This is a genomic window from Acidovorax sp. SUPP2825 (genome assembly GCF_030158995.1).
Lineage (GTDB): Bacteria > Pseudomonadota > Gammaproteobacteria > Burkholderiales > Burkholderiaceae_C > Paracidovorax.
The window spans coordinates 146,842-172,641 of record NZ_BQXK01000012.1; the positions used below are offsets into that span (position 1 = coordinate 146,842).

Here is a 25,800-nt window from a genome sequence, read left to right on the forward strand (position 1 = left end):
CCGGCATGTGAGTGGGAAATGGATTGCTATTGAAAATATAGCAATATGCCTTAGTGGTTATTGTGCTGAGCGGTGTTTTCATGCCCCATCGAAGGCCGGCCCATGGGCCGGCCTCGCCACGCCAAGACCCCCGCGGACGCGGGTTTTGGCATGGGCTTTGCCAGGGGGCGCCGCATACAATCGCCTGTTGCCCTCCCGGCTGGCGCCGCGTCGCGCCGTGGGCGGGTGTCTGAAACGACCATCCATTTGAATGGAGCCTGTTGCCGTGTTTATCTCTTCCGCTTTCGCCCAGACCGCCCCTGCCGCCGCCGCCGGTGGCAGCGACATCATGTCCTCCCTGACGGGCATGCTCCCGCTGGTGCTGATGTTCGTGGTCCTGTACTTCGTCATGATCCGCCCCCAGATGAAGCGCCAGAAAGAGCATCGCAACATGATCGAGGCCATCGCCAAGGGCGATGAGGTGGCCACCGCCGGCGGCATCGTCGGCCGGGTCACGCGCCTGTCCGAAGGCTTCCTGCACATCGAGATCGCCTCCGGCGTGGAAGTGCAGATCCAGCGCAGCGCCGTGGCGCAGGTCCTGCCCAAGGGCACGGTCAAGTAAGTCCAAGCGATGGCGCGAGCCGTTCCGATCTGGCGGCCGGCCCTGAGGGCCTGCGCCGCGACCTGAGAGTTAAGAGCGCGATCATGAACCGTTACCCGGTCTGGAAGTACGCGATCCTCGTGATCGCGCTGCTGGTGGGGGCCCTGTACACCCTGCCCAATTTCTTTGGCGAGGCCCCTGCCGTGCAGGTGTCGTCGGCCAAGGCGACGCTGAAGGTCGATGCCGCCGTGCAGCGCCGCGTCGAAGAGGCCCTGAAGGCCGCGGGCGTCGTGCCCGATGCCGTGAGCTTCGATGGCAATTCGGTGCGCGCGCGCTTCGACTCGCCCGACAGCCAGCTCAAGGCCAAGGACGCGATCCAGAAGGCCCTGGTGCCCGATCCGGCCGATCCGCCGTACATCGTCGCGCTGAACCTCGTCTCGCGCTCCCCCGACTGGCTCGGCGCGCTGCATGCGCGCCCCATGTACCTGGGGCTGGACCTGCGCGGCGGCGTGCACTTCATGCTGCAGGTGGACATGCAGGCGGCCCTCACCAAGAAGGCCGAATCGCTCGCCGGCGACCTGCGCACCACGCTGCGCGACAAGAACATCCGCCACGGCGGCATCAGCCGCGACGGCCAGGCGGTGGACATCCGCCTGCGCGACGAGGCGACCGCCACGGCCACGCGCAACGTGATCACCGACCAGTTTCCCGACCTGGTGGCCACCAGCAACCCCGACGGCCAGGGCGTGCGCGTGCGCGCCACCATCAAGCCCGAGGCGCTGCGCAAGGTGCAGGACCAGGCGCTCAAGCAGAACATGACCACGCTGCACAACCGGATCAACGAACTCGGCGTGGCCGAGCCCGTGATCCAGCAGCAGGGCCTGGACCGCATCGTGGTGCAGCTGCCCGGCGTGCAGGACACCGCCAAGGCCAAGGACATCCTGGGCCGCACGGCCACGCTGGAAGTGCGCATGGTCGACGAAAGCGCCGAGGCGCGCTCGGCCGAGTTGGGCTCCGGCCCCGTGCCCTTCGGCGACGAAAAGTACCTGGACCGCAACGGCCAGTCCATCATCGTCAAGAAGCAGGTCATCCTCACGGGCGAGAACCTCACCGACGCGCAGCCCGGCTTCGACGGCCAGACGCAGGAGCCCACGGTCAACCTCACGCTAGACGCCAAGGGCGCGCGCATCTTCAAGGACATCACCCGCGAGAACGTGGGCAAGCGCATGGCCATCGTCCTGTTCGAAAAGGGCAAGGGCGAAGTGGTCACGGCCCCCGTGATCCGCAGCGAGATCAGCGGCGGTCGGGTGCAGATCTCCGGGCGCATGACCACGGCCGAGGCCAACGACACCTCGCTGCTGCTGCGCGCCGGCTCGCTGGCCGCGCCCATGGACATCATCGAGGAGTACACCATCGGCCCGAGCCTGGGCGCCGACAACATCGAGCGCGGCATCCACAGCGTGGTGTGGGGCTTCGTGGCGATCTCGGTCTTCATGTGCATCTACTACGCGCTGTTCGGCGTGATCTCGTCCATCGCGCTGTCGGTGAACGTGCTGATGCTGCTGGCCATCCTGTCGATGCTGCAGGCCACCCTGACCCTGCCCGGCATCGCCGCCATGGCGCTGGCGCTGGGTGTGGCCATCGACTCCAACGTGCTGATCAACGAGCGCATCCGCGAGGAACTGCGCGCGGGCGTGTCGCCGCAGGCGGCCATCCACGCGGGCTACGAGCGCGCCTGGGCGACGATTCTCGACTCGAACGTGACCACGCTGATCGCAGGTCTCGCGCTGCTGGCCTTCGGCTCCGGCCCGGTGCGCGGCTTCGCCGTGGTGCACTGCATCGGCATCCTGACCAGCATGTTCTCGGCCGTGTTCTTCTCGCGCGGCCTGGTCAACCTCTGGTACGGCCGCAAGAAGAAGCTCAAGAGCGTGTCCATCGGACAGGTGTGGAAGCCCGAACCCGACAGCACCACGTCCGCCGTGGTCAAGTCCAACTGAAGGAGAGGGACCATGGAATTCTTCCGCATCCGAAAAGACATCCCGTTCATGAAGTACGCGTTGGTTCTCAACGCGATCTCCTTCATCACTTTCGCGCTGGCCGTGTTCTTCCTGATCACGCGGGGCCTGCACCTGTCGGTGGAGTTCACCGGCGGCACGGTCATGGAAGTGGCCTACACCCAGAGCGCCGACATCGGCAAGGTGCGCAGCACCGTGTCCGGCCTGGGTTACTCCGACGTGACCGTGCAGAACTTCGGCACGGCGCGCGACGTGATGATCCGCCTGCCGGTGCAAAAGGGCGTGACCTCCGCGCAGCAAAGCGAGCAGGTCCTGGGCGCCCTCAAGGCGGCCGACCCCGACGTCACGCTGCGCCGCACCGAGTTCGTGGGCCCGCAGGTGGGCGAGGAACTGGTGCACGGCGGCCTGATGGCACTGGGCATGGTGGTGATCGGTATCGTGATCTACCTGGCGTTCCGCTTCGAGTGGAAGTTCGGCGTGGCGGCGGTGATCGCCAACCTGCACGACGTGGTGATCATCCTGGGCTTCTTCGCGTTCTTCCAGTGGGAGTTCTCGCTGGCGGTGCTGGCGGGGGTGCTGGCCGTGCTGGGCTACTCGGTGAACGAGTCGGTCGTGATCTTCGACCGGATCCGCGAGGCCTTCCGCAAATACCGCAAGATGAGCACGCACGAGGTCATCGACCACGCGATCACCAGCACCATGAGCCGCACGATCATCACCCATGCCTCCACGGAGGCCGTGGTGCTGTCGATGTTCTTCTTCGGCGGCCCCAGCCTGCACTACTTCGCGCTGGCGCTGACCATCGGGATTCTGTTCGGCATCTATTCGTCGGTGTTCGTGGCCGCCGCCATCGCCATGTGGCTGGGCGTCAAGCGCGAAGACCTGGTGAAGGCGCCGCCCAAGAAGGACGGCGACCCGAACGATCCGAACGCCGGCGCAGCGGTCTGACCGCGACGCCCCGGGGCGCCCCATAATCGACGGCGTATGGAAGAACTCCGCCCCCCCACCGCGCCCCGGCGCCTGGCCCGCCTGGCCCGGCAGCGGTTCGTGGAGGGCCTGGTGGCGGGGCTGCCCGGCCTCGACAACGAACTGCAGGATTTCCTGACCCAGCTCATGGGCCTGACGGCCACGCAGCGCGAGATGCAGACGCGCCGCGACCTGTGGATGCGCTACCAGCAGCGCCACCAGGCCTGGATCGCCGGCTGCACCCGCGCCCTGTCCGAGGCCATGCTGCCCCTGGTCAGCACCACCCGGGGGGCGCTGCCCGCCGGGGGCGGTTTCGAACTGCTCAGCGACGACGTCGTCGAGAACCAGATCATCGCCTCGCGCATGGCGCTCACGGTGATGGAGCACACGGGCAACGCCTTCGACACCCTGCGGCAGTTCATTCAGCACCTGGAAGGCCAGGAGCTGGACGGCCGCGACATCCTGCGCCCCGAAACGGTCTGCCTGCTGTTCGTCGACCAGTGGGTGGAGGCCGGCATGGAGCGGGGCGATCTGCAGACCGCCATCGACCCCCTGCAGCGCCAGCTGGGCGAACTGGTCTTGCGCGAATACCAGGCCGTCAACGCGTTCTGCACCGAGCAGGGCGTGAAGCCCGACAACGACCTGCGCTCCAAGGTGCGCCGCACGGCGGGGGGGGCGTCCTCTCCCGCGGGCCTGGCGTCGCAGGCCCTGCAGCAATCGGCGCAGGCCTTCGCCCGGGAGTCCGCCCAGGCGAGCATGCACGGCATGCCGTCCCAGGGGGGCATGCCGGCGCCCGGGCGCATGGGCGCGCAGGGAACGGCCTTCGGTGCCGGCATGCAGGCGTTCATGACGCCGCTGGCGCGCGCGCGCCAGCGGGCCCAGGGCGTGATGGGCCAGTTGCGCCGCCTGCTGGTGCAGCCCGCCACGGGCTTCGACATGGTGAACGCGCCGCCGGCCTCCGCCGCGCTGGCGCAGGCCCTGTCGGCCCACCGGGCGCAGGCGCAGACGTACTACAGCGGCGTGGCCACGCTGGTCGAGGACTACAGCCCGGCCGCCGTGGTGCAGCTGGTGGGCGCGGTGCGCGAGCGCTCCACAGAACTCAAGGCCAAGGCCTCCACCCCCGGCGAAAAGGCCATCATCGAGGTGGTGGCGCTGATGTTCCAGAGCATCCTGAGCGAAGACCGCATTCCGCCGGCCGTGCGCGTGTGGTTCGCGCGACTGCAGGTGCCGGTGCTGCGCGTGGCGCTGGCCGAGCCCGAATTCTTCAGCGACGTCGCCCACCCGGCGCGCCGCCTGATCGACCGCCTGGGCGGCGTGGTGATGGGGTTCGACGCCACCGCCATCAACGGCAGCGCGCTGGAGGGCGAGATCCGCCGCGTGGTGCAGGTGATCGAGCAGTACCCCGAAACCGGGCAGCGCGTGTTCCAGCTCGTCTATGACGAGTTCGAGAAATTCCTGGCCAAGTTCCTCACGGCCAAGCAGGCCACCTCCAAGCTCGTCAGCGTGGCGCAGCAGGTGGAGCAGCGCGAAACGCTGGCCATCCAGTACACGATCGAGCTGCGCACCATGCTGCGGGACATGCCGGTGCGCGAAGAGATCCGCGATTTCCTCTTCAAGACCTGGGCCGAGGTGCTGGCCATGTCGGCGGTGCGCGACGGCGCGCAGCACCCGGACACCGTGGCGCTCAAGCGCACCGCGGCCGACCTGGTCTGGGCCGCCAGCGCCAAGCCCCACCGGGCGGACCGCGCCAAGGTCATCCAGAGCCTGCCGCCGCTGCTGCAGCACCTGCGCCAGGGCCTGGCGCTGCTCGGCGTGAACGGGCCGGAGCAGGATGCGCAGGTGAAGGTGCTGACCGACACGCTGGCCGATGCCTTCCTGTCCAAGACGGCCTCCATCCCGCAGGCGCACATCGATGCCATGGCGCGCCGCCTGGCCAATCTGGAGGACTACATCAGCGATGCGACGCTGGGCGAAATGCCGCTCAACGCCGACAACATCGAGCTGATGCTGGGCATCGATGCCTCGTCCATCCACGTGATCGCCGACAACGGCGCGCCCGTGGAGCCGGGCATGGTGGCCTGGGCGCAGGAGCTGCAGCCCGGGGCCTGGTTCACGCTGGACCACAACGGCGCGTCGGCGCAGGTGCAGTACGTGTGGCAAAGCCAGCGCAAGCAGCTGCACCTGTTCGCCGCGCCCGATGGCAGCAGCTACCTGCTGCAGCTCAAGCGCCTGGGCGCTTATCTGCAGTCCGGCCTGCTGGTGGCGCAGGAAGAGGAAGCGCTCACGATGCGGGCCACGCGCGACGCGCTGGCCAAGATCGACGCCAACCCGGAACGGCTGCTGGACTGAGCCGGCCGGCCTCGCGGGCCCAGGATCGGCGCGGGCCCGGAATCAGCGCCATCAATCGCCGTCGTCGTTCCCGCTGCCGTCGCCCCGCACCACGCGGCGCACGATGTCGCCGGCAAAGCCCCGCGCGGCCATGAAGCGCATCTGGCGCGCGCGCTCCTGTGGCGTCTCGCCCGGGGCGCCGAAGCGCTGGCGCCACACGGCCTGCGCGCGCTCCAGCTCGGTGGCGCGAAGGCGCTCTGCGGTGGCGCGCACCAGGGCGTCGTCCAGTCCCTTGCCGCGCAGTTCCTGCACCAGGCGCTGCGTGCCCAGGCGGGCGGCGCGGCGGTTCACCACCGAATCGGCCACGCGCTGCGCGCTGATGAAATCCTTGGCCTGCAGGTCGTCGAGCACGGCGTTCAGGTCGTCGCCCTCCTGCACGTGGCGGGCCAGCTTGGTGGCCAGTTCGGCGCGGGAGTGTTCGCGCTGTGCCAGCAGGCGCAGCGCCCGGCCCTTGAGCGAAAGCGTCGCAAATCCCATGGTGCTATGAAAGTGGAAGCATCCAGCGCCTGTCAATCAAGCGCTGGAGCCGGGCATGGCCTGCAATCGGCCAAGGCTTACTTCTCGGCCGCTTCCTTGGCCGGGGCGGCGGCGGGGGCTTCCAGGCTGGCGGGCAGCAGGGCGATGCCCAGGCTCTCGCGCACCTTGTTCTCGATCTCGCGGGCGAGGTCGGCGTTCTCGCGCAGGAACTCCCGCGAGTTGTCGCGGCCCTGGCCGATCTTCTCGCCGTTGTAGGCGTACCAGGCGCCGCTCTTTTCGATGATCTTCGCGTTCACGCCCATGTCGATGATCTCGCCCTCGCGGCTGATGCCCTCGCCGAACAGGATGTCGAACTCGGCCGTCTTGAACGGCGGGCTGACCTTGTTCTTCACGACCTTGACCTTGGTTTCGTTGCCCACGGCCTCGTCGCCCTTCTTGATCGTGCCGGTGCGGCGGATGTCCAAACGCACCGAGGCGTAGAACTTGAGCGCGTTGCCGCCCGTGGTGGTTTCAGGGCTGCCGAACATCACGCCGATCTTCATGCGGATCTGGTTGATGAAGATGACCATGCAGTTGGTCTTCTTGATGGTGGCGGTGAGCTTGCGCAGCGCCTGGCTCATCAGGCGGGCCTGCAGGCCGGGCAGCGCATCGCCCATTTCGCCTTCGATTTCGGCCTTGGGGGTGAGCGCGGCGACCGAGTCGATCACGATCAGGTCCACGGCGCCCGAACGCACGAGGCTGTCCACGATCTCCAGGGCCTGCTCGCCGGTGTCGGGCTGGCTGATCAGCAGATCGGACAGCTGCACGCCGAGCTTTTGGGCGTATTGCACGTCGAGCGCGTGCTCGGCATCGACGAAGGCGCACTGGCCGCCCTGCTTTTGCATCTCGGCGATCACCTGCAGCGTGAGCGTCGTCTTGCCGGACGATTCCGGGCCGTAGATCTCGACCACGCGGCCGCGGGGCAGGCCGCCCACGCCCAGCGCGATATCCAGGCCCAGCGAGCCGGTGGAGACGACCTGGATGTCCTCGATCACCTCGCCTTCGCCCAGGCGCATGATCGTGCCCTTGCCGAACTGCTTCTCGATCTGGGCCAGCGCGGCCTGGAGGGCCTTGGCCTTTTCGGTGTTGACGGGCTGGGCGGGGTGGGTCCCCTTGACGGCGAAGTCCATGGAAAGTCCTTGAAAAACAATGGGTTGGGGTGTCTCTGTCCGGCTGTGGGTAGTCACAGGCTGGATGCTTGAACAGTAGTTTATGCGAGCTGTCTTGGCGCGTAAACGGTGTTTTAAGTCAGTTTCCCTGACAATATGCCATGGCCGAAACCCCACCCTTTCCCCCCCTCGACGACGGCTGGCGCCAGACCCACCTGGGCCGCCTGCTCGGGCATGCCATGCGCCGGTTCGATGCCCGGGTGCTCGAACTCATGGCCCACAACGTGGAAGTGCCGCTGGCGCTTTCCAACCTCGCCGCGCGCGATCAGGTGAGTGCGGCGCACGTCCACATCACGCGCCACCTTTCGCTCGATGGCGACCGGCTGACCGATCTGGCGCAGCGGGCCGGCATGACGAAGCAGTCGATGGCCGATTTGGTGGACCAGTGCGTCGCCTGGGGCCTGGTGGTGCGGGAACCCGACCCGCGCGATGCCCGGGCGCGCCGCGTCTGCTTCACTGCCGCGGGCCTGGCGTGGCTGCAGGCGTTCCGCGACGCGGTGGCGCAGGCGGAGGCGGAATTCCGCATGGAGGTGGGCGACGAGGTCGCCACGGTGGTGGCGATCGGACTGGAAGCGTACGCGGGGGGTGACGGGCTGTCGGCTTGAAAGCTGCAAAAATGATAAGTGCGACATCTCATTTTTGTCATTTTTTGCGTCGCGGAACTGGTTTTTAAGCCTGTTCTAAGGTGTCTAAATGTTAATCGAGATACCAAACGCAATAGATGGTCTTTATCATGAACCTGCACAACCTCCGCATCGGCGCCAAGCTGGCGCTCGCCTTCAGCATCACCACGCTGATCACCGTCGCCCTGGCCTGGATGGCCTGGGGCCAGATGCTGCGCATCAACGCCAGCGCCGAAGACCTGGCCACGAACTGGCTGCCCAGCATCGAGGCCATCGGCAACGTGCGCATCGCCGCCAACCGCCTGCGGCGCACCGAGAGCGAGGCCTTCCTGCCGACGGACCAGAGCAACCTGAACAAGCTCAAGGAAGAACTCAAGGTGCGGCGCCAGCAACTGGCCGAGGCCGAGGCCGTGTATGCACCGCTGGTCAATCCGGGCGAAGAGCGCAAGGGCTACGAGGCCTACCAGGCCTAGCGCGATCAGTACCTCGCGGTGCAGCGCCGCATGCTGGACCAGCCGCCGCAGGCGCATGACGAGACGCTGCGGATCTTCTTCACCGATTCGGAAAAGAGCTTCGATGCCCTGGCCGCCACGCTGGGCGAACTGGCCCGCGTGAATCGCCGCGGCGGTGACTCTGCGCACGACGATGCGGTGGCCACGTTCCACCGTGCGCAGGCCACGCTGCTGGCCCTGCTGATCGCTGCGGTGGCGATCGCCTCGGTGCTGGCCTGGTGGATCACGCGGCACATCACGCGGCCGCTGGCCTCGGCCGTCGGAGTGGCGCGGGGCGTGGCTGCTGGCGACCTGACGATGGACATCCCCGTGCACGGCAAGGACGAATCCGCGCAGCTGATGCAGGCCCTGAGCGACATGCGCGCCAGCCTGGCGAGCGTGGTCGGTGCCGTCCACGGCAGCGCCGAGGGCGTGGCCACGGCCAGCTCGCAGATCGAGCAGGGCAACCAGGACCTGTCGGCCCGCACTGAACAGCAGGCCTCGGCCCTGGAAGAGACCGCCGCGTCCATGGAGGAGCTGAGCTCCACCGTGCGCCAGAACGCCGACGGCGCCCAGAAGGCCAGCCAGCTGGCGGCGGACGCGTCCACGGTGGCGCAGCGCAGCGGCGACGCGGTGGAGGTGATGGTGGAGACGATGAAGAGCATCGACGCCGCCTCCCAGCGCATCGCCGACATCATCGGCGTGGTGGACGGCATCGCGTTCCAGACCAACATCCTGGCGCTCAATGCGGCGGTGGAAGCCGCCCGCGCCGGCGAACAGGGCCGCGGCTTCGCCGTGGTGGCCTCCGAGGTGCGCACGCTGGCCCAGCGCAGCGCCGATGCGGCCAAGGAGATCAAGGGCCTGATCGCCACGAGCGTGGAGCGCGTCGGCGAGGGCTCGGCGCAGGCCAACCGCGCGGGCGACACGATGAAGGAAGTGGTGCAGTCCATCCAGCGGGTGGCCACCATCGTGGCGGAGATGAGCATCGCCACGCGCGAGCAGAGCGAAGGCATCGGCCAGGTGGGCGAGGCCGTGGCGCAGATGGATCAGGTCACGCAGCAGAACGCCGCGCTGGTCGAGGAAAGCGCGGCGGCGGCATCGAGCCTGAAGTCGCAGGCCGAACAACTGGTCGATGCGGTGTCGGTCTTCAAGATCGACGGGGCGCATACGGCGGCCGCCGCGTCTTCGGCAACGTCCCGTGCGCGGTCGGTGCCGCAGCCGGCCGGGCGCCTCGCAGCCCACGGCCGCACACTGCCCCTGCCGGCATAGCACCACCTGCACGGGGAGGGCGCGGCGCGGGATTTCCCCCACGCGCTCCCCCGCCGCCTGGCGGGGCGGGCCTCTAGAATCGGTCTCCAATGCAGCGGCCCCGCCACCGGCCGCGCTCCCAGGAGACAACCCCCATGCGCATCCTCATTGCCGAAGACGACCAGGTGCTGGCCGACGGGCTGCTGCGCACCCTGCGCGGCTCCGGTGCAGCGGTCGATCACGTGTCCAGCGGCAGCGAAGCCGATGCGGCCCTGATGACCAACCACGCGTTCGACCTGCTGATCCTGGACCTGGGCCTGCCGCGCGTGCACGGGCTGGAGGTGCTCAAGCGCCTGCGCGGACGGGGCTCGGCCCTGCCGGTGCTGATCCTCACCGCTGCCGACAGCGTGGAAGAGCGCGTGAAGGGCCTGGATTTCGGGGCCGACGACTACATGGCCAAGCCCTTCAGCCTGCAGGAACTCGAGGCGCGCGTGCGCGCACTCACGCGGCGCGGCATGGGCGGCACCACCAGCGCCATCCGCCACGGCCCGCTGGTGTACGACCAGGCCGGCCGCATGGCCACCATCGACGGCAAGCTGGTGGAGCTGTCGGCGCGCGAACTGGGCCTGCTGGAGGTGCTGCTGCAGCGCGCCGGGCGGCTGGTGTCCAAGGAGCAACTGGTCGAGCGCCTGTGCGAGTGGGGCGAAGAGGTGAGCAACAACGCCATCGAGGTGTACATCCACCGCCTGCGCAAGAAGATCGAGCGCGGCCCGATCCGCATCGCCACGGTGCGCGGCCTGGGCTACTGCCTCGAGAAGATCGCCACCTGAATGCTATTGAATTAATAGCGATATGCCTTAGTGATGATTGCGCTGACGGCCCTTTTGGCTTGAATTCCCCCACCGGCGCCCCGTCTTGAAAATCTTCCAGCGCGAGCAGCGCTCCCTCTTCGGCGAGATCCTGGACTGGATGCTCACGCCGCTCCTGCTGCTGTGGCCCGTGAGCCTGGCGCTCACCTGGCTGGTGGCGCAGGGCCTGGCCAACAAGCCCTTCGACCGCGCGCTGGAGTACAACGCCCACGCCCTGGCGCAACTGGTCACGGTGCAGGGCGACAAGGCGCAGTTCAACCTGCCGCAGCCGGCCAGCGAAATCCTGCGCGCCGACGAATCCGACATCGTTTATTACCAGGTGGTCTCGCCCACGGGCGAGTTCCTTTCCGGCGAGCGCGATCTGCCGCGCCCGCCCGCACCCGAGGACGAGCGCCCGCTCTCGGGCGAGGTGCGCCTGCGCGATGCCGAGCTGCGCGGCATCGAGATCCGCGTGGCGTCCATCTGGGTCCGGGTGCCGCTGCCGGGTGCGCCGGCCGCGCTGGTGCAGGTGGCCGAAACGCGCGAAAAGCGCAGCGTGCTGGCCACGGAAATCATCAAGGGCGTGATGCTGCCGCAGTTCGTGATCCTGCCGCTGGCCGTGCTGCTGGTGTGGCTGGCCCTGGCGCGCGGCATCCAGCCCTTGAGCCTGCTGGAGGAGCGCATCCGCGCCCGCAAGCCCGACGACCTTTCGCCGCTCGACCACAAGGCGGTGCCGCTGGAGGTGGCGCCGCTGGTGGATTCGGTGAACGACCTGCTCGGCCGGCTGAGCGATTCGCTGGCCACGCAAAAGCGCTTTCTGGCCGATGCGGCCCACCAGCTCAAGACGCCGCTGGCCGGGCTGCGCATGCAAGCCGACTTGGCGCAGCGCGAAGGCACCAGCACCGAGGAATTGAAGCGATCGCTGCAGCAGATCGGCCGCTCCAGCATCCGCGCCACGCACACGGTGAACCAGCTGCTGGCCCTGGCCCGCGCGGAAGGCAGCGGAACGGCCCTGGCGCGGCAGCCGGTGGACCTGGCGCGGCTGGTGATCGAGGTGGTGCGCGACTGCGTGCCGCGCGCCCTGGACAAGCACATCGACCTGGGGTACGAGGGTGCCGAGCCCGGTGCGCCCGGCGTGTGGATGGAGGGCAATCCCACGCTGCTCAAGGAGCTGGCGCGCAACCTGCTGGACAACGCGATCAACTACACGCCCTCGCGGCCCGGGGCGCCGGGGGTCATCACTGCGCGGGTGCTGGCCGACACCTTCGGCCACGTGCTGCTGCTGCAGGTCGAAGATTCCGGCCCCGGCGTGCCGCTGGCCGAGCGCGAGCTGGTGTTCCGCCCGTTCTACCGCGTGCTGGGCAACGACGCGGACGGCTCGGGCCTGGGCCTGCCGATCGTGCTGGAGATCGCGCGCCAGCACAGCGCCACCGTGCAGCTGGAAGACGCGCACCCCGGCCAAGTGCCGCCGGGCGCCCGGTTCAGCGTGCAGTTTCCCGCCCATCCGCCGCTGCCGGCGGCCTGACCGGCCGCGCGCCGCGGCGTGCCGGGAGCGCGACGCCCGTTCAGTGGCTGGTCTCGCTGGCCGCGGCGCCGGCCACAGGCTGGGCGCCCTGGGCGCGGCGCAGTTCGGCCTGGAAGGCGCTGCCGCTGCGCAGGCGCTGGTATTCGGCCAGGCGCTGCGGGCTGGCTTCGTCCACCGCTTCGGAGCGGTCGCCCTCGTTGGCCTGGCCCAGCCCGGCGCGCTGCCACAGGCGGGTGTCGGCCTCCACCGCAGCACGGGTGAGCGTGCTGCGGGTGGCCACGGGCTCGTCGCCTAAACGGTCTTCCTGCGATGGCGCGGCGTGGGCGGCGGACACCGTGGCGCCGGCGAAGGCGATGGTGGCAATGGCGATCAGGTGCTGGGTGTTCATGGGGTGCGTTCCTTGGGCTTGAAAACAGGGGTGACAAAGGGCAGCGCGGGGTGCCTGCCTGACTGCCAGTTTCGTTGTTTCGCCGGGCCGGGTATGTGCGTAAACGCACAGCGGGAACGCGTCGGTCCACGGCGGGGTGAAAAGCACCGCCCATGAAAAAAGCCCCGGTGCTTCGCGCACGGGGGCTCGGGGGTGTGGCGCGCCGTGGGCGCGCCGGGATGCGCGGGGCATCAGTTCATCGTGGTGCTGGAGGCCATGCCGGCGACGTTGTGGCCGCCGCCGACGCGCTGCACTTCGGCCAGGTACTCGGGGCCGCTGCGTTCGCGCTGGTACTGGGCCAGGCGCATCTGGTAGGCGGGATCGGCATCGGGCGTGCGGTCGGCGGCTTCGAACTGGTTCAGGCCGGCGCGGTTCCACAGGTTCAGGTCGGCCACGACTTCAGCGCGGGTCAGTGGCTGGCCTTGCTCGACGGGCTGGGCGCCGAACTGGTCTTCTTGCGACACGGGGGCGGCGGAGGCGGCACCGGCAAAGGCGATGGCGGCGATGGCGATGAGGTGTTTGCGGTTCATGGTAGTGATTCCTTCCTTGGGATCGATTCAACTGGACTGCAGCGCCGGATTGCGTCTGCATGGAAGCCAGTTTGCGCCGCCGGACCCGACAGGTCTGTGCGAAAACGCACAGTTTTGTGTAGGTCTGTCGCCTACCGGTCCGTGCGCCCAGGGCCGCCGCCGCGTCCGACAGGGCCGCGCTTCCGAGGGAAAAATGTCGCACTGCAACATCGCGTTACGCGGGTGGCCGGATCGGAAGCGCTACCGACCTTCTCGCTTGAGCGCTGCGTTGCACGCCGGCCAACTCCTCGTCTCATAGCGCAGTTTGCGCCCTTTGGGCTCATTGACCGGCCCGGACTGTCAGTTCGACGGGCTGCGTTTGTGCAACAGAGCCGGTTTGCCCAACGCTCAGAGCCTCATCGGCTAGACGCAGTTAATCAAATCATGTGGCGGACACCACGGTTCCGTGGGGCCGACGATGACAACGCCCCCCGGATCACTGCCACCTGGCGGATAGGGATACCAAACTGGTGTGGGCCCTTCAGGCGGGGGAGAATATCCTCCGACCGGTACGCCCTCACCACTATATCCTCGACCGGAATCTGGCTTCTTCTCAATAGGAGTCCAAGTAGTCGCACCTGCGGTCGGTGTCAGGTACTTCACGCATTCCACGCCATTACAAATAGTCACGGTATCATTGGCCTGCCATAACGGGACGCGTGGATTTACATAAACCGAAATAAAAAGCCGGGCATCAATCGGATTCATTGGGGCTGCGCAACCCCTGCATAAATATGAACCATAGTCAGCCGCTACGCATAGCATGGCTGCAAAAAAAACCAACAGCCAACCAGAATACAGACTTATTTTTTGCAATCATAATGCCCTCCATTTTTCATTTTAGATTCGACTGAATTTGAGCTGCTTTCTTCATTCCTTCGCGCTTTTGCTCTGGAGTGAATTTGCTTATAACATGGCTCATATAGTTGTTCAAACTATCTTTCAACTCCTTGGGCGTTTCACGATTGCTCTGAATCGATGAAATCCATAGCAATTCATATGCGTAAGAAGTGCTCTGATTGGAAAGGCTCCCTAAAATCGGATCATCTTTGCTCGCGCCATACATCGAAGCAAGAGTCTTGTAGGATCGCGAATCACCCTCCCTGGTTGCCTGTTCTAAAAACTGCACAGCCGTCTTATTCCAGCTGGCTATCTCATCCTGCGTTAATGGTATGTACTCATTGGGCGTCGGCCACCGACCGAGGGGGCCGGCCTCGAAGTACGACATCCTTGCGTCAGCATCACCACGCTCCGCCAACTCTGCAAGAATGCTCTTGCGAAGCGAAAAAGCCGAATCATTGAGGCTGCCGCAATACTTGAGATAGTCCTGGTGCACATCCAACAGACTATTTGCATCATCCACCGAACCGCGAGATCTTTGTGCTCCTGCAACTTGTCCAACTGTTCGGCGATTCGCGCAATAGCTGAGCCCGCTTATCATTTCACCCTTTTCTGCATTGGTGTGGGCACTCTTCGCGCTATATTTGGAAAAAATCTCATGAACAGGGCTTTTGGGCTTGTCCATTCCCGTCATCCAGTCAGCGACATTCAGCTTTTCAGCTGAAATCGCTTGCGCTTCGGAATCCAATCCCTGTTCAACGCCGCTGGATTGCTCGCCGGTCTGAGCTCTTTCCCAGGGAAACGCTGAACCCCTTAATCCGCCTGAAACCGGCACGACCGCAGCTTGGCCATCCATGCCGCCTGATCTTGTCTTTTCAGTAATCACCAGGCAAGCGATGATTGCAATCAAGCACAAGACCACGAGTGCGGTAACGGCAGGGCGCTTGGCGAAGCGTTGGGTTGGCAAAAATTTATCCTCCTGAGGCATTCTAGCTATTCTCCAACAATTATCAATGCGAATGACTTTGTCGCGCAAAACAATCTTCTTTCAGATTGCCGCTTTCAGCGAAGGATTCTTGCTGCCGCGTTGACGCGATATTCTTCTGAAGTCTGGAATTCGCAGCAATGCATTTCATTGGGGCAACAAAACCGTTGAAGGCTATGGCGCGCCGCCGCCGAAGCGCGGCTCCCCCCACTGCTGCGCGGGATGGGCCACGTACAGCACCTGCAGCGGCGCCGACCGGCCGCGCACGGTGACGGGCTCGGGCGGGCCCAGCGCATCGGCCACGCCCGCCAGGCGCGCGGCCTCCAGCGACAGCACGAGCCGGGCTGCCACCACCTTCGAATGGTCCTGCAGGCGGCTGGCGGTGTTGACGACCTCGCCCACGGCCGTGAACGTGGTCGTGTCCTGAAAGCCCACCTCGCCCACCGCCACCGTGCCGGCGTGCAGACCCATGCCGAAGTCCAGCGGCTGCCCGAACTGGTCGGTGAACGAGCCGCCCCAGGCGTCCATGCGCTGCTCGATGAGGGCGGCCGCGCGCACCGCCTGGGCGCAGGCGGTGGGCAGGTCGGTGTCCAGCCCGAAGATCGCCATCACGCTGTCGCCGATGAACTGGTTGGCCAGGCCGCCGCTGTCGCGCACCGCGGCGCCCACCCGGTCGAAATACTGGTCCAGCACCCAGGCCAGGTCGAAGGGCCACTGCCGCTCTGCCAGGCCCGACCAGCGCCGCAGGTCCACGAACATCACGGCGACCTGGCGCTCGCGCCCCAGGGGCCGGGCCGCGGCCGCCGCGCCGGGCTGGAACAGCGGCGTCACCGCGATGTCGCCGCGCGGGCGCAACTGGCAGGCCAGCCGCACGCCGGGCGGGGCGTTCACGCGCTGCAGGGTGCGCCGCTCGTCGCGCCGGGGGGCGGGCAGGTGCTCGACCGGGCCCTGCACGCGCACGCGGCAGGTGGAGCAGCGCGCCCGGCCGCCACACACCGAAAGGTGGCCGATACCGTGCTCCCGGCTGGCCTCCAGCACGCTGAAGCCGCGCGGCACCTGCACCGTGCGGTCGGGGTAGCGCAGGCTGATGCGTCCCCGGCCCCCGCGCTCGCGCAGTACGCCGAAGGCCCAGCGCGCCAGCAGCAGCGCCGCCACCAGCGCGATCCAGCCGGTGCGCAGGCCCTCGGTCAGTGCGCGCGATGCCTGGGCGGCCTGCGCGGACGGCGAGGGGGCGCCCAGCGCCGCCCAGGCGATCTCGCGGCCCATGGACACCACGCCGAGCGCCGCCAGCACGGGCAGCAGCACGGCGGCGGCCAGCAGCACCGGCTGCAGGCGCTGCCACCGGGGGCGGATGCGCAGCGCCAGGTGCAGGCCCAGGCAGCCGTGCGTCCAGGCCGCCAGCAGCAGCGCCAGCTGCAGCCACAGCCCCTCCGGGCTCCAGATGGCCCGCACGATGCGCACGTAGGAGGGCTCCAGCCCGTCTATTTCGCCCAGGTAGCGCGTGCCCGAGAAATGCGCCGCCAGCAGCAGCGGCAGCAGCAGCCCGAGCAGCAGGCGCAGCGCCTCCACGGCCGGCATGCGCAGGCTGCGGCGCTGCCACACGGCGGTGCCCGCCATGGCCAGGTGGACGGCCACCGCGCCATAGAGCAGCACGGTGCCCGGCAGCGTGGCCCAGGCGCCATGCACGGCACGCCGCGTGGCTTCGGCCGCGGCCAGCGACACCAGCCCGGTGGCGTGCGTGGCCAGGTGCAGCGCCACATAGAGCCACAGGACCACGCCGCTGGCCCAGCGCAGGTTGCGCTGGGAGGGCAGGGTCAGGCGGGGCAGGGGCGCGGGCACGGAAGAAGGCGTGTGGTGGGTCGATGGAATCCGCCCCGGCCGATCAGTGGGGCGGCGCTGAGCATAATGCGGCACCCGGTCGGGCCCGCCGGCCTTCCCGCATGCCCTGGCGCCGCCCGGGCCCTCCTTGTTTCTTTCCCGGCCACGGCCTTGCCCGCATGAACGCTCCCCCCGCCCGATCCAGCCTCGCCCTGCGCCGCATTCCCTTGTTCGAGGGTTTGGGCGATGCGTGCCTGGACCGGCTGGCGCAGCAGTGCGACTGGCACCAGTTGCCGGCGCGCAAGCCGCTGCTGTCGCGCGCGGCCGAGGGCGGCGACGTGTTCTTCCTGGTGGCGGGCCGCCTGCGCATCACCACCTATTCGGCCAGCGGCCGGCAGGTCACCTTCCGTGACTGCGAACCGGGCGAGCACATCGGCGTGATCGCGGCCATCGACGGCGGCCCGCGCTCGGCCGACGTCGTGACGCTGGACGCCACCCTGGTGGCCAGCCTCTCGCGCGAAGGGTTCCTGGCCCTGCTGCGCGACGAGCCCCTGGTCGCGCAGCGGGTGATGCATTACCTGGCCTCTCTGGTGCGCCAGTTGTCCGACCGCGTGATCGACCTGAGCACCCTGGGCGTGCACAACCGCCTGCATGCCGAGCTGCTGCGCCTGGCGCGCGCGGCGGGCGTGCAGGGCAACCAGGCCCGCATCGAGCCCGCGCCTGCCCACGCCGAACTGGCCAGCCAGATCAGTACCAACCGCGAGCAGGTCACGCGCGAACTGGGCGTGCTGGTCAAAGCCGGCGTGCTGCAAAAGGACGGCCGCGCGCTGGTGGTCGTCGATGCCGCGCGGCTGGAACGCATGGTGGCCGAGGTGCGCGGGGAGTGACGGGCGGGACGGGCCCGGTCCGGCCGGCCCCGGTTCATTCAAAGGGTGGCGAGCAGGGCCGTGGGGTCCAGCGCGCCGATGTGGCCCGGGGTTTCGAGGTACTTCGCCAGTTCCACGCCCAGCAGCGCATCCAGGTCGCGCAGGAACGCATCGCCCCGCACCGCCGAGGCCCGCGGATCGGGCCCGTGCACGATCGCATGCCCCAGCACGGAGACATTGCCGTCGAAGCGCCGCAGCGGCATGCCGGGAGCCAGGCGCAGCGTGCAAAACGAAATGCCGTGGCGCGCCAGCAGGGCGTCCAGGCGGTCCTGGGTGAAGGCGCAAGACACCACGCCTTCGTTCTTCGCCCCGATGAGCACCACCGTGGCGGCCCCGTCCATGGCCTGCGGGTCGGTCTCGACCGCTTCGCCCAGGTAGGTGCGCAAGAGCAGGTCGAAGGCGTCGCGCCCGGACAGGGCCTGGTACACCTGCGGGCCCACGCCGCCCATCATGCGGCCGTTGACTTCCACCAGGCACGGGCCGTCCTCCGCGTACAGCGTCTCCACGTGAAAGAGGCCGAAGTCCAGGCCCAGGCACCGGCACACGTCGCCCACGTACTGCTCCAGCCGCCGGGCCTGGCGCGGTGCCAGCCCGGAGGGCATCGAATACCCCATCTCCAGCAGGTCGTTGTGCCGGGAGCGGTAGCGGGTGGTGGTGGCAAAGCACTGCAGGCGGCCATTTTTCAGGATGACCTCGGTCGAATGCAGCGAGCCCGTCACGTACTCCTCGACGATGTAGTGGTGGTTGACGATCTGGTTGACCATCGGGTCCGACGCGGCGCGCTCGCGCGCCAGCGCCGCGACGAAGGCATCCCACTGCGCTTCGGTTTGGCAGACCGCCGAGAACTGCTTGCCGAAGCCCCGCGTCGGCTTGACCACCAGCGGCGCGCGGAGGGTGCGGCCCTGGCCGGCCAGCAGCTGCGCCTCGGTCAGCACCTCGTAATGGGGAACGCGCAGGCCCGCGCGGGCCAGTGCGTGGCGGCAGCGGTCCTTGAACACCGCGTCCCGCAGCGCCTGCGGTGCCGGCGTGGGCAGGCCCAGGGCATGCGCCGCCTCGGCCACGGGCAGGATGGCCGCCTCCGAGGTGGTGACGAGCGCGTGGATGGGGTGCCGCGCGGCGATGTCCCGCAGTTCGGCCAACAGCGCGTCCACCGCGATCGTGGGCACGGTCCGGTGCTCGTCGAGGTGCAGCAGGTGGGGGTCGATGCGGCTGCGGTCCCGGGTCGAGATGGCCAGGAACGACGAATCGAGCGGCTCGATCAGGGTGGCCCGGCAGCCGAGCTTCTTCGCGGTTTCGAAGGCCAGCAATCCGGACAGGGTGCTGTCCACGAAGACGACATGTCGTTCGGTCATCGGTTTCTTTCAAGGGAGGGCGCCGGCGGCACGCGGTCCGCTGCCAGCCGCCGGAGAAGGTGGGCCAGGCCGAAGCCCGCCGCGAAGAGCGCCGCCGTGATCGGCATGCCGAACCACTGGACCGAGAAGGCCCCGAAAAAGATGGCCAGCATCATGCCGGCGTACACCAGGGCGTATTGCAGGGTGGCGACCACCGGCATCTGGTCCCGGGGCGTGGCGGCCATGATGTCCGCCTGCAGCCGGAAGAATGCCAGCTCGAACAGGAAGAAGTAGGCGAAGTAGAGCGGGTAGCTCACGGCCGGCGAATGCCACAGGCAGGCGCCCACCATCGCCGCCGCGCAGGCCGGGCAGATGTAGCGCAGGTGGAATGCCTGGCCGCGCCGGCTCTGCACGTAGAAGTACAGCGCGCCCGTCACCGCGGCCAGGCTGGCGACGATCTGCAGCAGCCCGACGTACTGCTGCGACAGGCCCAGGTGGTGCGCCGGCAGGGCCACCCGCGAGATGTTGTAGAAGCCCTGGAAGAAGGCGCCCAACAGCACGAAGCCGACCATGGCCTGGCGCAGTGGCGCGATGTCCCGCAGCATGCGCAGCCCCTGCCACAGGCTGGCCGGTGCGGCCGGTGCCTCCGTGGTGGTGGCTGCGGGCGGGATCAGCCAGGTGCACAGTGCCGCGCAGGCGAACAGCGCCGTGGTGGCGACGGCCGCGCCCAGCGCCGTGATCTGGGTGGGAAAGAAGGCCAGGATGGCGCCCGCCACGGCCCCGGCAATGAACTGCGCGGTCAGCGTCAGGGGCACGGTGAACCGAACCTCTTCGGGCGAGAAGTACCGTTTGATGACGACGATGCGGGCCACCCGCTGCACGGCATCCAGCGCGCCGATCACCGTGGCGCCCAGCAGCACCATGGCCGGCCCCAGGTCGGTGGCCAGGAACAGCGCAAGGCACGCCGCGGCGGCGGCCACGTTGGCCAGGCGCAGGAGCCGGCGCACTTCCATCCGGCCCGTCAGCTGGTTCAGCTGGAACGCCAGCAGCACCGGCACCACCATGGGCGCGAAGAGGACGAACTCCGAAACCAGGAGACTGTCCAGATCGCGCAGCGCATGGTGCGCCAGATAGATGTACACCAGCACGCTGGCGGAGATCGACGACAGGTTGATCGCCCACAGCAAGGCCGTGAGCGGGCGCTTGCCGGTGACGGGCGTCATGGGGCAGGGACCGGCTGCGGCATCAGGCGGGCACGGCCTCGTCGATGGCGATGGCCCCTTGCCGGCGCTCGAATTCCTCGCCGTAGCGCCGGCGCTCCCAGGCGTTGAACGAGATGATCAGGATGTCCCGGTGGCCGCCGGCCTCGGTCTTGGGCAGGATGTGCGTGGCGTTGTGCCACATCTGGTCGTCGGCCACGATGATGGCTTCGTTCTCCTGCAGGATGTCTTCGAAGAAGCACGGGCCGCCGCCCGTGGGCATGAGCTGGCTGACCCCGCCGGTGATGTTGTGCCGCGCGAAGATGGCGTTCATCACGAAGTCGTGGCCGTCGCGGTGGGGGCCTTCGGGAACGGTCACGCCCGGGATGTCCGCGTTGGCGAGCACGCGCACGTGGTGCACGTTGATCTGAAACACCTGCCGGGTATCGAGTTGCGCCGCGATCGCGCCCGCCGCCACCTGCGGCGTGGGGTCGAAGCGGATGGGCTCGAACTGGCGCTGCACGCCGCCGACCACGCCGTTGTAGTTCTTCGACTGAATGAAGGGGCGGTGGGGCAGCAGCTCGGTGCGCCACTCGCCGCCCTCGAAACCGATCTTGAATTGCGAGAAGCGGCGGTACCGCTGCTTGCCGCCGGTGTAGGGGTCGAACGCCAGCGTGTCGAATTCGCGCATGGCCTGTTCGGACAGCGGGGGTACGCTGAAGCGTGCGTAGTGTTGCTTCTTGAAATCCAAGGTCTCGTCTCCTGGCAGGAAGGTGGGGAAAGGCGGGGTGGGGGGCTCAGGCCGTCAGGGCGTCGCGTTCGAGGCAGCGCTCGATGGCGTTGCGGATGCGGCCCATGGCCTCGTCGATCTCCGGCTCGGTGATGGTGAGCGCGGGCAGGAACCGCATCACGGCCCCGTGGCGCCCGCCGGTCTCGAGGATCACGCCTTGCAGGAAGCACTCGCGCTTGATCGCCTTGGCGAGCGCGCCGTCCAGCACGCCAGGCGTGCCGGCCTCCGGTGCCGAGATGACCTCGGCCCCCACCATGAGGCCGCGGCCGCGGATGTCGCCGATGCAGGGCAGGTCCTCGGCCAGCTCCCGCAGCTTGCGTTGCAGGTAGGCGCCGCGCGATGCGGCGCGCTGGGGAAGGTCCTGGTCGCGCAGGATCTGCATGGTGGCCGCGCCCGCCACCAGGCCGATCTGGTTGCCGCGGAACGTGCCGGCGTGGGCGCCGGGCAGCCATTGGTCGTAGCGGCGGTGGTAGGCCAGCACGGCCAGCGGGAAGCCGCCGCCCAGGGCCTTGGACAGCACCACGGCATCGGGAACGATGTTCGCCGCTTCGTACGCGAACATGGTTCCCGTGCGGCCGAAGCCGGTCTGCACTTCGTCGATGACCAGGGGGATGCCGTGGCGGTGCGTGATCTCGCGGAGCTTCCTGAGCCACCGGGGCGATGCGGGAATGCAGCCACCCTCGCCCTGGACCGCTTCCAGGATGACCAGCGCCGGCTGGGTGATGCCGCTTTCCGGGTCGCGCAGCACGTTGTCCAGGTACTGCAGCGACAGGTCTTCGCCCTGGGTGCCGCCCACGCCGAACGGGCAGCGGCGGTCCGAGGGGTAGGGAAAGAAGTGCGTGTGGCCCGGCAGGCCCGGCAAGGGGTTCTTCGGGCCGAGGTTGCCCATGAGCGCCAGCGAGCCGGAGGTCATGCCGTGGTAGCCGCCGTGGAAGGCGATGACGCTCTGGCGCCCGGTGGCGATCCGAAAGAGCTTCAGGGCCGCTTCCACGGCGTCCGACCCGGTGGGGCCGCAGAACTGGATGCGGGCCTCGTCCGCGAAGGAGGCGGGCAGGGTCTGGAACAGTTGCTCAAGGAACTCCAGCTTGGCCGGGGTCGCGATGTCCAGCCCCTGGAGGATGTGGCCCGACTGCAGGAAGGACTGCACCTGCTCCATCACCTGCGGGTGGTTGTGGCCCAGCGGCAGGGCGCCGGCGCAGGCCAGCAGGTCGATGTATTCGCGCCCCTCCACGTCCCACACCCTGGAGAGGCTGCCGCGCGCCATCATGCGGTCGAAGGTGCGCGCGTAGGTTCTGGCGTTGGATTCCCGCTGCGCAATGAACCGGATGCCATCGTCGTGCGTGGCTTTCCCTGCCGGTGTTCCCGTGGTTTTCATCGTTCCTCCCGCCCGGTGTGTGCCCGGGTCAAGGCCGGATTCCAGCATGCGTTCGGCGAGGGCACCACTACCCGATTGGGTAGGTGGTGCGGCGGTGCGGGGCGTGGCCCATGGCGCAGAAAGCAGTGTTTGCTATATTTTGTATAGCAAAGAGGGCAATCAGTACTAGGGCATGGCGCCGTTTTTGCTCGAACCCCGGCGCGGGGCGGTTGTCAGTCCGCCCGCGCAGCGTGCGGGCCGGCCGCCAAGTCAAGCAGCCATTGGCGGAACCGATCCAGCGTGGCCAGCTGCGCGCGGGCCTCGGGGTAGCAGAACCAGTAGCCCAGCGCGCTGGTGTAGCCGCCCTGGGCCAGGGGCTCGGCCACCACGCCCGCGGCGATCTCGTCGTGCACCAGGCAGCGCGGCACCAGGGCGACGCCCATGCCCACCGAGACGGCGCGGATCATGCTTTCGAACTGGTCGAATTGCGGGCCGGCCAGCGCATCGAGCCCGGGCACGCCGTGGACCTCGCTCCAGCGCTCCCACGCGTCGGGCACCGACACATGGCGAAGCAGGGCGCTGCGCACCACGTCGCGCGGGGCCTGAAGGGGCGCGGCGTCGCCCGCGCCGGCGGGCGGTGCGATCAGCGCGACGTCGTTGCCGGCCAGGTAGTGCGCGCGGGCGCCGGGCCAGTGGCCGTCGCCGAAGAGGATGGAGCAGTCCAGGTCGGGGTTGGCGAAGTCGTAGCCGTGCACGAAGGGCACGAAATGCAGCGTGATCTGCGGGTGCTGCTGCTGGAACTGCGGCAGCCGCGGAATCAGCCACTTGGCGGCGAAGGTGGGCAGGGCGGACAGGTGCAGTGCGCCGCCGCCGTCGCTGCTGGTGATGAGCTCCAGCGTGGCCGCCTCCAGCCGGGCGAGCAGCGAGCGCACCGCCTTTTCGTAGCGTTCGCCGGCGGGGGTGAGGGTCAGGCGCTTGCGGCTGCGCTCGAACAGGGCAATGCCCACCCAGCGCTCCAGTTCCTGCACCTGCTTGCTGACCGCGCTCTGCGTCAGGTGCAGGGCCTCGGCCGCGCGGGAGACGCCGCCGAAACGCGCTACCGTGCAAAAGGCCCGCAGCAGGTGCAGCGGGGGGTTGAGTCGGCGCAAGGACATGGCGTTCGGGTTCTTAAAACATTCTCAAATGGAATATTAACAGGCACATCAATTGCTTTTCAATGGGCACCGAGTTCGGTAATCTCTGTCCATCTTCCGAGGAAAATCTCCATGCAACGCCGTCAATGGATCGCAGCCGTAGCTGCCGCAACTGTCCTTCCTGGAATGTCTTTCGCGCAAGACAAGCCCCTGCGCATCATCGTGCCCTTCCCGCCCGGCGGCGCCACCGACATCGCCGGCCGCGCCCTGCAGGAGCCGCTGCAGCGCCTGCTGGGCCAGCCCGTGGTGATCGAGAACCGCGCCGGCGCAGGCGGCTCCATCGGCATGGCCGAGGTGGGGCGCGCCGCGGGCGACGGGCTCACGCTGGGTGTGGCCACGCTGTCCACCCACGGCGTGAACCCGGCCGTGTTCTCCAAGCTGCCCTACGACCCCGTCAAGGACTTCGCCGGCGTGACCGAGATCGTCAAGGCCCCCGGCGTGATCGTGGTCAACCCCAAGGTCCTGCCGGTCAAGGATTTCGCCGAGCTGGTGAAGTACCTCAAGGCCAACCCCGGCAAGGTGTCCTACGCCACCCCGGGCAACGGCACCATCGGCCACATGTGGGGCGAGCTGTTCAAGAGCAGCACGGGCACTTCCATGGTTCACATTCCCTACCGCGGTACCGGCCCGGCGATCAACGACGTGGTGGGCGGGCAGGTGCCGGTGTATTTCGACCAGGTCGCCTCGTCGCTGCCGCACGTCAAGTCCGGCAAGCTCAAGGCCCTGGCCGTGTCCTGGCCCGAGCGGCTGGACGTGCTGCCCGACGTGCCCACCTATGCGCAGCTGGGCTTTCCCCAGGCCAACGAGCCCTCGTGGTTCGGCCTGGTGGCGCCGGCGTCCACCCCCGCCGCCGCCGTGCTGCGCGTGCAGCAAGCCGTGGCCGCGGCCCCGCGGGAGCCGGCGGTGCGCGAGCGCCTGGCCGGGCAGGGACTCTATGCTTCGGGCACCTCGCCCGCGGACTTCTCGCAGCAGATCGTGCGGGAGATCGACAAGATGAAGAAAGTGGCCGCCTATGCCAAGATCCAGCTCGACTGACCTCGCAGGAGTGCGCCGATGCATGCAGCGCTGCAACTGATCCAACGCCGGCACCGGCTGCAGGCCGCCGAGCCGGGGGCGGCGGGCGCGCCCGCCGTGGGTGCGGCCCTGTTCTCCGCCGTGCCCGGCCGCACGGCCCTGGTGCTCGATTCGCCGCACAGCGGCACCACCTACCCCGACGACTTCCGCGCCGCCATCGACCTGCCCACGCTGCGCCGCGCCGAGGACACGCACGTCGAGAAGCTCTACGCCTTCGCCCCCGCGCTGGGCGCGGCCTGGGTGGAAGCGCACTTTCCCCGCATCTACCTGGACGCCAACCGCGACACCACCGAGGTCGATGCCAGCATGTTCGAGGCCGGGTTCGACACCGCGTGGACCGATCCCGTCACCACCGATCCCGTCGTGCTGCAGAAGGTGCGGCTGGGCAAGGGGCTGATCTGGAAGTTCACCGACGAGGGCGTGCCCATCTACGACCGGCTGCTCTCCGTGGCCGAGGCGCGCGCGCGCATCGACCGCTGCTGGCGCCCCTACCACGCGGCCGTGGCCCGGGCGATCGACGCAGCCCACGCACGCCACGGCTACAGCATCCACATCAACTGCCACTCCATGCCCGCCGTGGCCGCCAGCCACGCCACGCTGCACCCGGGCCTGCACCATGCGGATTTCGTGATCGGCGACCGCGACGGCACCACCGCCAGCCCGGCGCTGTCGCAGGCGATCTGCGCCTTTCTGCGCGAGCGCGGCTACAGCGTGGACTACAACCACCCCTACAAGGGCGTGGAGCTGGTGCGCCGCTACGGCCACCCGGCGACCCACCGCCACAGCATCCAGGTGGAGATCAACCGCAAGCTCTACATGGACGAGCGCACGCTGGCCATCGAGCCGGCCGGTTTCGCGCGGCTGCAGTCCGATCTGCGCGCGCTGGTGGAGTGGCTGCTGGCGACCGATCCGCGGCAGTAAGGCG

23 protein-coding genes are annotated in these 25,800 nt (G+C 68.2%); 12 read left to right on the forward strand and 11 right to left on the reverse strand.

Annotated elements, in window-relative coordinates; all coding sequences use genetic code 11:
* Positions 1 to 265: 265 nt before the first annotated feature.
* The 4 genes from yajC (at position 266) to AVAK2825_RS16320 (ending at position 5,910) form a co-directional block, all read left to right on the forward strand.
* Positions 266 to 601, forward strand: coding sequence for a preprotein translocase subunit YajC (yajC, locus tag AVAK2825_RS16305; protein WP_284400752.1), 336 nt, complete (start codon positions 266 to 268; stop codon positions 599 to 601).
* A gap of 83 nt (positions 602 to 684) precedes the next feature.
* Positions 685 to 2,577 (forward strand): protein translocase subunit SecD, encoded by a 1,893-nt coding sequence (gene secD / locus AVAK2825_RS16310; RefSeq protein WP_284400754.1) that lies wholly within the window; start codon positions 685 to 687, stop codon positions 2,575 to 2,577.
* Between the two features lie 12 nt (positions 2,578 to 2,589).
* Complete coding sequence (gene secF / locus AVAK2825_RS16315; protein WP_272566599.1) at positions 2,590 to 3,543, forward strand: protein translocase subunit SecF; 954 nt, start codon at positions 2,590 to 2,592, stop codon at positions 3,541 to 3,543.
* Positions 3,544 to 3,579: 36 nt separating this feature from the next.
* Positions 3,580 to 5,910 (forward strand): DUF1631 family protein, encoded by a 2,331-nt coding sequence (locus tag AVAK2825_RS16320; protein ID WP_284400756.1) that lies wholly within the window; start codon positions 3,580 to 3,582, stop codon positions 5,908 to 5,910.
* A gap of 51 nt (positions 5,911 to 5,961) precedes the next feature.
* On the opposite strand, the gene recX is transcribed toward AVAK2825_RS16320, so the two are convergent.
* The gene (gene recX, locus AVAK2825_RS16325) at positions 5,962 to 6,426 is read right to left on the reverse strand and encodes a recombination regulator RecX (RefSeq protein WP_284400758.1); all 465 of its coding nucleotides are present in this window, start codon (positions 6,424 to 6,426) and stop codon (positions 5,962 to 5,964) included.
* 77 nt (positions 6,427 to 6,503) lie between these two features.
* Positions 6,504 to 7,595, reverse strand: coding sequence for a recombinase RecA (gene recA, locus AVAK2825_RS16330; RefSeq protein ID WP_284400760.1), 1,092 nt, complete (start codon positions 7,593 to 7,595; stop codon positions 6,504 to 6,506).
* 140 nt (positions 7,596 to 7,735) lie between these two features.
* Between recA and AVAK2825_RS16335 the strand changes: the two genes are divergently transcribed.
* The 5 genes from AVAK2825_RS16335 to AVAK2825_RS16355 all read left to right on the forward strand — a co-directional run bounded on the left by AVAK2825_RS16335 (position 7,736) and on the right by AVAK2825_RS16355 (position 12,369).
* On the forward strand, positions 7,736 to 8,239 hold the full coding sequence (locus AVAK2825_RS16335; protein ID WP_284400762.1) for a MarR family winged helix-turn-helix transcriptional regulator: 504 nt from the start codon (positions 7,736 to 7,738) through the stop codon (positions 8,237 to 8,239).
* Between the two features lie 128 nt (positions 8,240 to 8,367).
* On the forward strand, positions 8,368 to 8,730 hold the full coding sequence (locus AVAK2825_RS16340; protein WP_284400764.1) for an MCP four helix bundle domain-containing protein: 363 nt from the start codon (positions 8,368 to 8,370) through the stop codon (positions 8,728 to 8,730).
* 30 nt (positions 8,731 to 8,760) lie between these two features.
* Positions 8,761 to 10,017 (forward strand): methyl-accepting chemotaxis protein, encoded by a 1,257-nt coding sequence (locus tag AVAK2825_RS16345; protein WP_284400766.1) that lies wholly within the window; start codon positions 8,761 to 8,763, stop codon positions 10,015 to 10,017.
* Positions 10,018 to 10,151: 134 nt separating this feature from the next.
* Positions 10,152 to 10,826: a response regulator gene (locus AVAK2825_RS16350; protein ID WP_272566607.1), complete on the forward strand. Its 675-nt coding sequence runs from the start codon at positions 10,152 to 10,154 to the stop codon at positions 10,824 to 10,826.
* An 85-nt stretch (positions 10,827 to 10,911) separates the two neighbouring features.
* Complete coding sequence (locus tag AVAK2825_RS16355) at positions 10,912 to 12,369, forward strand: sensor histidine kinase (protein WP_284400769.1); 1,458 nt, start codon at positions 10,912 to 10,914, stop codon at positions 12,367 to 12,369.
* Positions 12,370 to 12,409: 40 nt separating this feature from the next.
* Here the strand turns inward: AVAK2825_RS16355 and AVAK2825_RS16360 are convergent, their stop codons facing one another.
* From AVAK2825_RS16360 to AVAK2825_RS16375, 4 genes are all read right to left on the reverse strand, one after another.
* Positions 12,410 to 12,757, reverse strand: a complete 348-nt coding sequence (locus AVAK2825_RS16360; protein WP_284400771.1) for a DUF4148 domain-containing protein — start codon at positions 12,755 to 12,757, stop codon at positions 12,410 to 12,412.
* A 230-nt stretch (positions 12,758 to 12,987) separates the two neighbouring features.
* Positions 12,988 to 13,326: a DUF4148 domain-containing protein gene (locus tag AVAK2825_RS16365; protein WP_272566610.1), complete on the reverse strand. Its 339-nt coding sequence runs from the start codon at positions 13,324 to 13,326 to the stop codon at positions 12,988 to 12,990.
* 874 nt (positions 13,327 to 14,200) lie between these two features.
* Complete coding sequence (locus tag AVAK2825_RS16370; RefSeq protein WP_284400775.1) at positions 14,201 to 15,241, reverse strand: hypothetical protein; 1,041 nt, start codon at positions 15,239 to 15,241, stop codon at positions 14,201 to 14,203.
* A 123-nt stretch (positions 15,242 to 15,364) separates the two neighbouring features.
* Positions 15,365 to 17,029 (reverse strand): adenylate/guanylate cyclase domain-containing protein, encoded by a 1,665-nt coding sequence (locus AVAK2825_RS16375; RefSeq protein ID WP_284400777.1) that lies wholly within the window; start codon positions 17,027 to 17,029, stop codon positions 15,365 to 15,367.
* Positions 17,030 to 17,187: 158 nt separating this feature from the next.
* On the opposite strand from AVAK2825_RS16375, the gene AVAK2825_RS16380 reads away from it, so the two are divergent.
* A complete protein-coding gene (locus AVAK2825_RS16380) occupies positions 17,188 to 17,895 on the forward strand; it encodes a Crp/Fnr family transcriptional regulator (protein WP_284400779.1) in 708 nt (235 codons plus the stop codon).
* Positions 17,896 to 17,933: 38 nt separating this feature from the next.
* Here the strand turns inward: AVAK2825_RS16380 and AVAK2825_RS16385 are convergent, their stop codons facing one another.
* From AVAK2825_RS16385 to AVAK2825_RS16405, 5 genes are all read right to left on the reverse strand, one after another.
* The gene (locus tag AVAK2825_RS16385; protein ID WP_284400781.1) at positions 17,934 to 19,286 is read right to left on the reverse strand and encodes an ATP-grasp domain-containing protein; all 1,353 of its coding nucleotides are present in this window, start codon (positions 19,284 to 19,286) and stop codon (positions 17,934 to 17,936) included.
* Entirely contained in the window at positions 19,283 to 20,488 is a 1,206-nt protein-coding gene (locus tag AVAK2825_RS16390; RefSeq protein WP_284400783.1) for an MFS transporter, read from the reverse strand. Before AVAK2825_RS16390 ends, AVAK2825_RS16385 begins: the two co-directional genes overlap by 4 nt.
* A 22-nt stretch (positions 20,489 to 20,510) precedes the next feature.
* Entirely contained in the window at positions 20,511 to 21,215 is a 705-nt protein-coding gene (locus tag AVAK2825_RS16395) for a 2OG-Fe dioxygenase family protein (protein ID WP_284400785.1), read from the reverse strand.
* Between the two features lie 46 nt (positions 21,216 to 21,261).
* Positions 21,262 to 22,629 (reverse strand): diaminobutyrate--2-oxoglutarate transaminase family protein, encoded by a 1,368-nt coding sequence (locus AVAK2825_RS16400; protein ID WP_284400787.1) that lies wholly within the window; start codon positions 22,627 to 22,629, stop codon positions 21,262 to 21,264.
* A gap of 212 nt (positions 22,630 to 22,841) precedes the next feature.
* Entirely contained in the window at positions 22,842 to 23,762 is a 921-nt protein-coding gene (locus AVAK2825_RS16405) for a LysR substrate-binding domain-containing protein (protein ID WP_284400789.1), read from the reverse strand.
* Positions 23,763 to 23,873: 111 nt separating this feature from the next.
* On the opposite strand from AVAK2825_RS16405, the gene AVAK2825_RS16410 reads away from it, so the two are divergent.
* Both AVAK2825_RS16410 and AVAK2825_RS16415 read left to right on the forward strand, forming a co-directional pair.
* Entirely contained in the window at positions 23,874 to 24,836 is a 963-nt protein-coding gene (locus AVAK2825_RS16410; RefSeq protein ID WP_284400791.1) for a Bug family tripartite tricarboxylate transporter substrate binding protein, read from the forward strand.
* Between the two features lie 18 nt (positions 24,837 to 24,854).
* Entirely contained in the window at positions 24,855 to 25,796 is a 942-nt protein-coding gene (locus AVAK2825_RS16415) for an N-formylglutamate amidohydrolase (RefSeq protein ID WP_284400793.1), read from the forward strand.
* Positions 25,797 to 25,800 lie beyond the last annotated feature (4 nt).